At 32.0% G+C, this 10866-nt stretch carries 10 protein-coding genes and 1 pseudogene; 5 read left to right on the top strand and 6 right to left on the bottom strand.

Annotated features, from left to right (window positions below; translation table 11 throughout):
• Positions 1-66 precede the first annotated feature (66 nt).
• On the top strand, positions 67-1323 hold the full coding sequence (gene metK, locus AC0L3M_RS14655; RefSeq protein WP_473431233.1) for a methionine adenosyltransferase: 1257 nt from the start codon (positions 67-69) through the stop codon (positions 1321-1323).
• Positions 1324-1382: 59 nt separating this feature from the next.
• On the opposite strand, the gene rsmG is transcribed toward metK, so the two are convergent.
• Positions 1383-2015 (bottom strand): 16S rRNA (guanine(527)-N(7))-methyltransferase RsmG, encoded by a 633-nt coding sequence (rsmG, locus tag AC0L3M_RS14650; protein WP_145006193.1) that lies wholly within the window; start codon positions 2013-2015, stop codon positions 1383-1385.
• A gap of 134 nt (positions 2016-2149) precedes the next feature.
• Here rsmG and AC0L3M_RS14645 point away from each other — a divergent pair, with 134 nt between their 5' ends.
• On the top strand, positions 2150-3244 hold the full coding sequence (locus AC0L3M_RS14645) for a fatty acid desaturase family protein (protein WP_342861534.1): 1095 nt from the start codon (positions 2150-2152) through the stop codon (positions 3242-3244).
• 30 nt (positions 3245-3274) lie between these two features.
• The gene (locus AC0L3M_RS14640; RefSeq protein WP_292947012.1) at positions 3275-4465 is read left to right on the top strand and encodes a pyridoxal phosphate-dependent aminotransferase; all 1191 of its coding nucleotides are present in this window, start codon (positions 3275-3277) and stop codon (positions 4463-4465) included.
• Positions 4466-4521: 56 nt separating this feature from the next.
• On the opposite strand, the gene AC0L3M_RS14635 is transcribed toward AC0L3M_RS14640, so the two are convergent.
• From AC0L3M_RS14635 to trkA, 4 genes are all read right to left on the bottom strand, one after another.
• Positions 4522-4716 carry a hypothetical protein gene (locus AC0L3M_RS14635; RefSeq protein WP_473431232.1) on the bottom strand — a complete coding sequence of 65 codons (195 nt, stop codon included), beginning with the start codon at positions 4714-4716 and terminating at the stop codon, positions 4522-4524.
• An 88-nt stretch (positions 4717-4804) separates the two neighbouring features.
• Positions 4805-5071: a hypothetical protein gene (locus AC0L3M_RS14630; RefSeq protein ID WP_292947007.1), complete on the bottom strand. Its 267-nt coding sequence runs from the start codon at positions 5069-5071 to the stop codon at positions 4805-4807.
• A gap of 521 nt (positions 5072-5592) precedes the next feature.
• Positions 5593-7098: a TrkH family potassium uptake protein gene (locus tag AC0L3M_RS14625; RefSeq protein WP_145006177.1), complete on the bottom strand. Its 1506-nt coding sequence runs from the start codon at positions 7096-7098 to the stop codon at positions 5593-5595.
• Positions 7098-8447, bottom strand: coding sequence for a Trk system potassium transporter TrkA (gene trkA / locus AC0L3M_RS14620; protein ID WP_341587381.1), 1350 nt, complete (start codon positions 8445-8447; stop codon positions 7098-7100). Before trkA ends, AC0L3M_RS14625 begins: the two co-directional genes overlap by 1 nt.
• 119 nt (positions 8448-8566) lie before the next feature.
• Between trkA and ubiE the strand changes: the two genes are divergently transcribed.
• Entirely contained in the window at positions 8567-9295 is a 729-nt protein-coding gene (gene ubiE, locus AC0L3M_RS14615; RefSeq protein WP_145006172.1) for a bifunctional demethylmenaquinone methyltransferase/2-methoxy-6-polyprenyl-1,4-benzoquinol methylase UbiE, read from the top strand.
• Positions 9295-10020 carry a type IX secretion/gliding motility protein PorT/SprT gene (gene porT / locus AC0L3M_RS14610; protein WP_145006170.1) on the top strand — a complete coding sequence of 242 codons (726 nt, stop codon included), beginning with the start codon at positions 9295-9297 and terminating at the stop codon, positions 10018-10020. Before ubiE ends, porT begins: the two co-directional genes overlap by 1 nt.
• A 4-nt stretch (positions 10021-10024) precedes the next feature.
• On the opposite strand, the pseudogene AC0L3M_RS14605 reads toward porT, so the two are convergent.
• Positions 10025-10734: pseudogene (locus AC0L3M_RS14605) on the bottom strand (TrmH family RNA methyltransferase).
• Between the last annotated feature and the right edge of the window lie 132 nt (positions 10735-10866).

The raw sequence follows: 10866 nt of genomic DNA, 5'->3' as shown, positions 1-10866 counted from the left end.
TAAAGGCAGTGTAAACTTCCTTAGACGCTTTCGTCAAATCTATTATATACATTTTAAAAAACAAATATGGCGTATTTATTTACATCAGAGAGTGTGTCTGAAGGACACCCAGACAAAGTAGCAGATCAAATTAGTGATGCTTTAATAGATAATTTTTTAGCATTTGACAAAGACAGTAAGGTTGCTTGCGAAACTTTAGTAACAACAGGACAAGTTGTTTTAGCTGGAGAGGTTAAATCTAACACGTATTTAGACGTACAACAAATAGCAAGAGACACCATTAATAAGATTGGATATACTAAAAGTGAGTATATGTTTGACGGTAATTCTTGTGGTGTGTTTAGTGCAATACATGAGCAATCGGACGATATTAATCGTGGTGTTGACAGAGCTAGTAAGGAAGAGCAAGGTGCTGGTGACCAAGGTATGATGTTTGGTTATGCAACGCGCGAAACTGAAAACTACATGCCTTTAGCTTTAGATTTATCTCATAAAATCTTAATTGAATTAGCTGAGTTACGTCGCGAAAGCAAAGACATTACTTATTTAAGGCCTGACTCTAAAAGTCAAGTTACTATCGAGTATAGTGATGATAATGTACCACAACGTATTGATGCAATTGTAGTATCAACTCAGCATGACGATTTTGATGCTAACGATGAGGTGATGTTATCTAAAATTAGAAAAGACATTGTCGAGATATTAATACCTAGAGTCGTTGCTAAATTACCAGAAGCGACACAAGCATTATTTAATGACGACATCAAATACCACATTAATCCAACAGGAAAATTTGTTATTGGTGGACCTCATGGTGATACAGGATTAACAGGTCGTAAGATTATTGTTGATACTTACGGAGGAAAAGGAGCCCATGGTGGTGGTGCTTTTTCTGGAAAAGATCCAAGTAAAGTTGATAGAAGTGCTGCTTATGCAACAAGACATATTGCTAAAAATTTAGTTGCAGCAGGCGTTGCTGACGAAATTTTAGTGCAAGTATCATACGCAATTGGTGTTGTTGAGCCAATGGGAATTTTTGTAGACACATACGGAACTTGTCCATTTAATATGACTGATGGAGAAATTGCACAAAAAATATCGAAGATATTTGACATGCGTCCATCTGCTATTGAAGATCGTTTAAAATTACGTAATCCAATGTATAGCGAAACAGCTGCTTATGGACATATGGGAAGACAAAACGAAACCGTGTCTAAAACATTTTCTAGACCAAATGGAGGAGACATTACTATGGATGTTGAATTATTTACTTGGGAAAAATTAGACTACGTAGACAAAGTAAAAGCTGAGTTTGGATTATAACATCCAACTTATTTATATAAAAAAAGCCTCTCAAATTATTTGAGAGGCTTTTTTATTTATTAGTTGGCTTTCCATTTTATTGGCAAATGCACAATTTTTTTAGTGTCAAAAAAGTCTTCTTCAAAATAATCTGATATATTATAGATAGTAGTGGTTTTATAGTCCTGAAGCTCTTCCGTTAAGTCACCACCTTTAAGGTAAATTATTCCATTTTTAAGTTCGTTTTGCTGTGTTTTTGAAACTTTTCCTTTTATCCAATGTACAAACGTTGGCATTGCTGCAACAGCACGACTGATAATAAAGTCGTAGGTTTCTTTAATTTCTTCTACACGACTATGGGTTACTTTAACGTTTTGCAATTCTAAACCTGCAACAACCTCTCTAACTACATTTAGTTTTTTATTAATACTATCTACTAAATGAAATTCGCATTCAGGAAACAAAATAGCCAAAGGAATACCAGGAAAACCTCCTCCTGTCCCAACATCCATCATCGAGCTTCCATCTTTAAAATTAATAATTTTAGCAATTGCTAAAGAGTGTAGTACATGACGTAAATACAACTCGTCAATATCCTTTCTAGACACCACATTTATTTTCAAGTTCCAATCTTGATATAAAGCTTCAAGCTTAGTAAATTGTTCTATTTGCAAAGGGGTTAAATCAGGAAAATACTTTAAAATCAGCTCCATAAACGTTTATAATTTTCGACAAAAATATGCATTTTAACACTAAAAAGGGAGCTTCTGTTTTGCTTAATTAATTATCTTTGTAATAAATATTATTTGACGGATTTTTCCGTTATAGTAAAAAGAATACAATTACAATGACAAAACAAACAGTAACGTTCTCTCGAACAGACTCTGCAAAATTTTTTAAAACACTTAATAAACGTGTCAACAATTATTTTAAAGAAAACAATATTAAAAAAACAGGAAATTGGAAGTTATACTTTAAAGCGATAGTAATGTTTACATTATTATTGGGTCCTTTAGTACTTATATTAACCGTTGATCTACCAACTTGGCTACAAATTATATCTGTTATGGTTATAGGTGTAGGTATGGCTGGAGTAGGTATGAATGTAATGCACGATGCTAATCATGGGTCGTTCTCAAGTAAAAAATGGGTTAACCGTTTAATGGGTAGTAGCATCCATATTTTAGCTGGTAATGACTACAATTGGAAAGTACAACACAACGTATTACATCACACGTATACTAATATTGAAGGTCATGATGAAGATATTGACGCAGGAAGAATCATACGTTTTTCTAAACATTCAAAATGGTTAAAGATCCACCAATATCAAAAATATTATGCATTTTTACTGTACGGTTTACTAACTGTAAACTGGGCAATTACAACAGATTTTAAGCAAACTTATATTTATTTAAAAAGAAAATTATCTTATGGTGATTTCCCTAAACCTGCAACACAATGGACCAAATTAATCATTGGAAAAATATTGTATTACACGATTTGGGTAGTATTACCATTATCTTTAGGATATGCTTGGTGGCAAGTTTTAATTGGCTTTTTAATCATGCATTACACAGCAGGAATAATACTAAGTGTTGTGTTTCAATTAGCACACGTAATGCCTAATACAGACATGCCTTTACCAGACGAAAATGGTAACATGAAAAATACTTGGGCTATTCACCAGTTATTTACTACTTCTAACTTTTCGCCTAAAAATTGGTTAGTAGAGTTTTATACAGGTGGATTAAACAGACAAGTAGAGCATCATTTATTTGCACATATTAGCCATGTACACTACAAAAACATAGCAAAAATAGTCAAAGAAACTGCACATGAATTTAGCTTACCATACAATGAATATAACTCTATTTGGAAAGCTATTGGAGAACACTACCAACAACTAAAAATGTTAGGTCAAAAACCTAACATGGCATAATTAATTTTTGCACAATATAACAACACACACATGAGCCAACCACTTTCTGATCGTATTTTAAACATGTCCACTTCTGCCACTTTAGCTATGGCAGCAAAAACTAGAGAACTTAAAGCTGAAGGAAAAGACATTATTGGATTAAGCTTAGGCGAGCCAGACTTTAATACACCAGACTTTATTAAAGATGCTGCTATCCAAGCTATTAATGACAATTACAATTCATACTCTCCAGTAGATGGTTATGTTGAGTTAAAAGAAGCGGTTATTACTAAATTTAAGCGTGACAACAACTTAACATACACCTTACCACAAATTGTAGTATCTACAGGTGCTAAACAAAGTTTAGCAAATATAGCTGCAGTTATGTTAAACAAAGGTGACGAGGTTATTTTACCATGTCCTTATTGGGTAAGCTACTCTGACATTGTTAAGTTAAGTGAAGGTGTACCTGTAGAAGTACAAACAAGTATTGACACAGATTTTAAAATGACTGCTGCACAATTAGAAGCTGCTATTACACCAAAAACTAAAATGTTATGGTTTAGTAGTCCTTGTAACCCAAGCGGATCATTATATAGTCAAACAGAATTAGAAGCTTTAGCTGAAGTTTTAAAAAAACATCCAAATATATACGTTGTTTCTGATGAAATATACGAACATATTAATTACACCGGAAAACCTCACGCAAGTATGGCTTCTGTTGATGGCATGTTTAACAATACTATTACGGTAAACGGAGTCTCTAAAGCATTTGCAATGACTGGATGGCGTATTGGTTACATTGGTGCTCCAGATTGGATCGCACGTGCTTGTAACAAAATGCAAGGTCAAGTGACTAGTGGAGCTAATTGTATTGCACAACAAGCTGTAATTACAGCTTTAAACGCAGATCCAAGTGTTGTAAAATTTATGATTGATGAGTTTAAAGTACGTCGTGATTTAGTTTTAGATCTACTTGGTAACATTGAAGGTTTTAATACAAATACACCAGAAGGCGCTTTTTATGTTTTTCCAGATATTTCTTATTTTTTCGGAAAAACATTAAGAGGAAAAACAATACATAACGCAACAGATTTTTCGTTATATTTATTAGAAGAAGCTTTAGTAGCAACAGTTACTGGAGAAGCTTTTGGAAATCCTAATTGCATTAGATTAAGTTATGCAGCTTCGCAAAAAGAGATCACTGAAGCTATAAAGCGTATTAAAGAAGCGGTTAGTTAATTAGCCCACTACATATTACTTATAAAAAAGCTTCACTATTGTGAAGCTTTTTTTTATTAAATACTTTTTCTTTTTGTGAAAATAAAATAGATCCATTTAAACTTATAGTAAACACCTAAAGCTATAAAAAGAAACATAAAATAGTATAACCAATTATAATCTGTGTCAGATTGGTATCCATAATATTGTTTTAATAAAAATAATACTGATGCTAATGCGTAAAATACTAACGCAAATACTAAGTTTTTCATAAAGGGAAAATTTAATAACTAAATAAAAAAAGCAACGTTTAATTAGACATGAGTTTAAATCTAAAAAAATAAACTAACATCACTTTATTTAAACTAAATATATAAAAATAGATAACATAACAGCCAAAGTTATAATAAGTAATACTATTTGTTTGACACGTCTCAACTTATGCTCTTTCTTAAGCTTATTGCGTAACAACGCTATATCTTTATCTGATGCTTTTGGTAAATTGTATTTTGTTTTTTCTTTAGAATTACTAACAAAACTAAAAGATTTCTCTTTTCGTTTTGCTAACATATTTCTATTACTTTTTAATGATTGGTTGGCAGCCATCATTGATCCTTCTCCACCCATAAAATCTATATTTTAGTCTGAATATTTTCAGAAATTAAACATTTAAATCTTTTTAGCAAACCATTATACATTAGTTGCTATTAAAATTATTATATAAAAAAAGCTGCTTTATATATATGTAGCAGCTTTTTATAAAATGTTACATTCCTGATTAAAGAAAATAACGATAGACTAATAGAAATTAAATAATAGCGAGAATTATCATGACTACAAACAATAACAGTTTAAGTGATGTAGCAACTGTACAACAGCTTTTATTATAAGACCACCTTTTTAGACGTTGCTTACTGCTAAATAAAGATTTAGACGAAATGTTTTTAAAATTACTTATTACAATAGACTTGTAATTAGAATTTAAAATCCCAGAATAATTATTTAATGTAGTTACTGAGTCCGTTTGTAAAGACTGTGTGTTGATTGATAGTGACATGATTGATTGATGTATTGGTTATATAATAAAGACGAAGTAGACTTTAAAATGTTACAGTACAACAAATAAAATACCAATACTATTTTGAAAACTATCTATTTCTCCAGAAAAAAGGCGTCAATAAAATCAATACAGTAAACAACTCTAGACGACCAATTAACATTAAAAAACTACACCACCATTTACCAACAGCTGGTAATGCTGCATAATTATTTACTGGTCCAAATTGACCTAAAGCAGGACCAACGTTTCCTAAGCTTGAGGCTGCAATACCAATAGAGGATTCAAAATTAATACCCATCATAGAAAAACCTAAGGCACCAATTATAAAAGCAATCATATATAAAATAAAAAAGCCTAGAATATTAAATACAATATCTCCTGATATAGCTCTTTTATTATATCGTACTGGTAAAATAGCATTAGGATGCAGTGTACGTTTAAACTCTAAAAATCCGTTTTTAATTAATACTAAATGACGCACTACTTTTACACCTCCTGCTGTACTTCCTGCAGAGCCACCTAAAAACATTAGCCCAAAGAAAAATACCACCAAAAATGGTGTCCACAATGTATAGTCTGCTGTTACAAAACCTGTAGTAGTAATTACAGATAGTACTTGGAACAAAGCGTGTCTAAAAGCACTTTCGGCTTTACCCCAAACCATTGGATGGTCTATAGAAGATATCGTTAAATCTGCTCTAAAATAAATAATTAACGCAGCAATTATTGTAAATATAGCTACAAATTTAAAGTACAGTTTAAACTCTTCATCATGTATCACTTTTTGAACTTTTCCTTTAAAAGCAAAATAACTTAGTACAAAGTTAGAACCTGCTAAAAACATAAAAGCGATAATAATATATTGTATAACTGGTTGATTATTCCAGTAAGCAACACTTGCATTTTTAGTAGAAAAACCACCAGTAGACAACGTACACATGGAGTGATTTATGGCATCAAAAAAGCTCATTCCTGCCACTTGAAGCAAAATAGTTTCTGCTGCTGTATAACCAAAATAGATTAACCACAAACGCTTTGCAGTATCTGTAATTCTAGGATGTAATTTATCTGCACTAGGTCCAGGTGCTTCAGCTGCAAATAACTGCATACCTCCAATTCCCAGCAATGGTAATATGGCAACTGCTAAAACAATAATACCCATACCACCAATCCAATGGGTTAAACTTCTCCAAAACAAAACCCCTTTAGGTACAATTTCGATATCATTTAAAATGGATGCTCCAGTGGTTGTAAAACCAGACATGGTTTCAAAAAAAGCGTTTGTAAAGTTAGGAATTGCTCCTGTGGCTAAATACGGAACTGCACCTGATAAGGACATAACAATCCACCCAAAAGCTACAACAATGTAACCTTCACGCTTATTCATTTCTTTATTATGGTTACGATGATTAATCATCCCTAAAAGCCCAAAAATTAAAATTCCTAAGCCAGAAGACACCAATTGTAAAGTCACACCATCTTGATAAATTAAACTTACCAATGCTGACAGTAAAATAAAACCACCATTAAAGACTAATAGTAAACCAAAAAAGTAAAATATAATTTTGTAGTTAAGGCGTAATCGTTTTCCCATTATAAAAATAGTTTTTCTACTTCTTTAATAGATCGTGGTAAACAACACACGACAATATAATCTCCTTCTTCTATTCTAAAACTACCCAAGGCAATCAATCCTTTACCGTTTCTGATAACACCACCAACAATTGCAGATCTAGGAAACTCTACATCTTTAATTAACTTATTGCAAATTTTTGAAGTAGGCTTAACCTTAAACTCTAACAACTCGGCATTCATGTTGTTAAGTTTAGTCATTGCAATAACTTCACCTTTACGTATGTATCTAAAAATGTTATTGGCAGCTAAAAGTTTTTTATTAATTAGCGTGTCAATACCAATAGATTGGGATAACTCAAAATAATCCATGTTTTCTACTAAGGCAATTGTCTTTTTAACACCCTTAGATTTAGCAACAAGGCAGGACATGATATTAGTCTCAGAATTACCAGTTACAGATATAAAAGCATCCATTTCGCTAATATTTTCTTCTTCTAACAATTCAACATTACGACCATCTCCATTAATAACTAAAACTTTAGGTAAGTCGTCCGCTAAATCAAAAGCGATATCTTTATTATTCTCTATTAATTTTACATTAAACCCGCTTAAAGACAGATCTCTAGAGGTTTTAAAACCAATTTTACTACCACCTAAAATCATGACATCCTTAACAGGTGTATTTGTTTTACCTGTCATTTTACACAACTCATCACCTCCTCCTGCACAAGTAATAAATACTGCATTATCACCTTCTCTAAACTCGGTATCACCTCTAGGTATAATAGTATATTGCGTACCAAAACGTTGTATTGCAATTGGCACAAAATGTATTTCCGAAAATGATTCGGCAGCCTCTTTTACTGTTTTACCAACAAAACCTGCTGTTCTGGTCAAACTTAAACTAACCATTGTTAGTGCACCACCTTCAAACTCATAACTATCCTTAAAGGCAGATTGATTTAAAAGCAACTCAATTTCTGCAGCAGCTAAACTTTCTGGCGAAATCAGCTCGTCAATACCAAATCGGGTAAAACCAACCTCATCTTTATGTTTAATAAACTCTGTATTAGAAATTCTAGCAATCGTACGTTTAGCACCTAATTGCTTGGCTAATACACAGACTGTAATATTTGTAGTTTCGGATGCTGTTACGCCAATTAATAAATCTGCACGATCTATTTTAGCTTCTTTTAAAATAGCAATGGATGTTGCATCACCTTTTAAGACTTTAATATCCAAATGGTTATCTGCATAAGACAAACTGTCTCTATCTGTATCAATAAGTGTAATTTCTTGAGACTCGTAAGACAATAATTTTGCTAAATGAAATCCAACTTCACCAGCTCCAGCAATAATTATTTTCATAGTTTCTTTAATAAACGGAGTGCAAAGATAATTAATTTAAAGATTTAAGGGTCAATTATTTATTCTTTTGAAGTTTTACAGACTATTATATATGCATTATCTTTGTAAAAAAATTGATTTTGACAAAAGTAAATCCATACAAAGATAGCGACTTAGGAAAGAAAGAACAGGTAACTAAAATGTTTGATACCATTTCTGGTGAATATGATGGTTTAAACCGAGTAATTTCTTTTGGAATAGATATTAAATGGCGAAAAAAAGTAGTTGACATTGTTAAAGCTACTAATCCAGATAATGTTTTAGATATTGCCACAGGAACTGGTGATTTAGCTATTAACCTTGCTGAAACTAGCGCAAAAAAAATTATTGGTTTAGACATTAGTAGTGGTATGCTAGAAGTTGGAAAGCTTAAAATAAAAGCTAAAAAACTAGATCAAAAAATTGATATGGTTATTGGTGATTCCGAAAACATGCCTTTTGACGACAACACCTTTGATGCCATTACTGTTGCTTTTGGTGTGCGTAACTTTGAAACTTTAGAAAATGGTCTAAAAGACATTTTACGTGTTTTAAAACCAGGTGGTATTTTTGTTATTTTAGAAACCTCTGTACCAACTAAGTTTCCGTTTAAACAAGGGTATCAATTCCATTCTAAAGTTATTTTACCTACCGTCGGAAAATTATTTTCTAAGGACAAAACAGCTTATAAATATTTAAGCGAAAGTGCTAATGCGTTTCCATATGGAGAGGCTTTAAACAATATTTTACGTAAAATTGGGTTTAGTAATGTTACAGACATGCCTCAGACATTTGGTGTTGCTACAATTTACAAAGCATTTAAAAAATAATGAATACAAAACATATATCAACCTTACTGATTGCTCTATTTTTAGCCACAGCTTCTCAAGCGCAGCTTTTCACTAAAGAAAAAGTAAAAAACCTAGAAACTGTAGATAAAGCAACATTAAGTTGGGGTTATTATTTAGGATTTAATAACTTAGATTTTAAATTTGACTACAATAATAATCTTGGCGATATACAAACAGAACGCACGATTGGTTTTAATGTAGGTTTGTTAGGTAACGTACGTATTAACGATTATTTTGATGTCCGTTTTGAACCAGGTTTGGTAATCTCGCAACGTAACCTGATGTATCCAGAAAACTATTTTGACGGTTTTGACGAAGAGATTACAGACTCGGATTTACTACGTGAGGTAAAGTCAACCTATGTATACTTTCCGCTATTACTTAAAATGTCGACTAAACGCATTAATAACTTCAAACCATTTGTTTTAGCAGGTGTATCCACTGCTATTAACTTGTCCAGTAACGAGAAAAACCCAGACGATAACTCGGCTGGAGATTTTAGAATGGTAAAAAATATGCAGTTTTTTGAGCTTGGTTTTGGTATAGATTTTTACTTAGACCGCTTTAAGTTTACACCTTCCATTAGAGGTGTTTTTGCAATGCAAGACGAGCTGGTTAGAGACAAAGATATTAACAGTCCTTGGACAGGTAATATTAGTCAAATGCAAACACGTGGTATTTTTATCAATTTTACTGTTCAATAAAAACTTAACGCCTAAACTCACTTAACAAAATAGCTCCAGCAGTGGCTACATTTAAACTTTCTGTTGCTTGAAGATCTCCAAATCTTGGAATACTAATTTTATCTGTTACGCTAGCTTCAATTATTGAAGATATTCCGTTGGCTTCATTTCCTAAAACTAAAATCCCATCTTTTGGCAACTCTGTTTGGTACACATTTTTACCATCCATAAAGGCACCAAAAACAGGTACATCGACTTCTTTTAAATAAATGCTTAAGTCGGTATAAACAATATTTACTCTAGTCAAAGATCCCATAGTTGCCTGCACTACTTTTGGATTATAACAATCCACAGTTTTAAGACTACATACTAATTGCTTGATTCCAAACCAATCACACAAACGTATAATGGTACCTAAATTACCAGGATCGCGTATATCATCCAACGCCAATATCAGACCTTGGTTTATTATAGTGTCAGTTTCTGGAATTTTAAAAATAGCTAAGGCTGTATTAGGCGTAGTTAAACAGCTAATTTTTTTAAATCAGCTTCGGACACGATGCTTTCGTTTTCTACATTAAAGGTCTCTGTTGTAAATAAATCTACAAGTTTAAAAGTAGAGTTTAAAAACTCTTTGATGACTTTTCCGCCTTCAGCAATAAATAAACCTTCTTGTTGTCTATATTTTTTTTGCTTTAAACGCGTTATATTTTTAATTTGATTTTTAGAAAGCACGCTTTTAATATTTTTTTATAAAGAAAATGAAAAAAAGGAGTTCGCATTTGTGTGTTTCTATTTATTTAAAATTTATTTGTTCAATAAATAGTGTATTTTTGAATATGATGTATATACAGTACATCAAATCAG

It is taken from the genome of Olleya sp. KJ81-1 (genome assembly GCF_055808135.1).
Note: the sequence above shows the minus strand (reverse complement) of the source record. Positions and strands in the feature narration are given on the sequence as shown.

Bases quoted from the DNA above. Each gene is read 5' to 3' on its own strand.
- porT (WP_145006170.1), top strand. From the start codon at position 9,295: ATGAATACAAAACATATATCAACCTTACTGATTGCTCTATTTTTAGCC.
- AC0L3M_RS14630 (WP_292947007.1), bottom strand. From the start codon at position 5,071: ATGGGTGGAGAAGGATCAATGATGGCTGCCAACCAATCATTAAAAAGT.
- trkA (WP_341587381.1), bottom strand. From the start codon at position 8,447: ATGAAAATAATTATTGCTGGAGCTGGTGAAGTTGGATTTCATTTAGCA.
- rsmG (WP_145006193.1), bottom strand. From the start codon at position 2,015: ATGGAGCTGATTTTAAAGTATTTTCCTGATTTAACCCCTTTGCAAATA.
- AC0L3M_RS14645 (WP_342861534.1), top strand. From the start codon at position 2,150: ATGACAAAACAAACAGTAACGTTCTCTCGAACAGACTCTGCAAAATTT.
- AC0L3M_RS14635 (WP_473431232.1), bottom strand. From the start codon at position 4,716: ATGAAAAACTTAGTATTTGCGTTAGTATTTTACGCATTAGCATCAGTA.
- metK (WP_473431233.1), top strand. From the start codon at position 67: ATGGCGTATTTATTTACATCAGAGAGTGTGTCTGAAGGACACCCAGAC.
- AC0L3M_RS14640 (WP_292947012.1), top strand. From the start codon at position 3,275: ATGAGCCAACCACTTTCTGATCGTATTTTAAACATGTCCACTTCTGCC.
- AC0L3M_RS14625 (WP_145006177.1), bottom strand. From the start codon at position 7,098: ATGGGAAAACGATTACGCCTTAACTACAAAATTATATTTTACTTTTTT.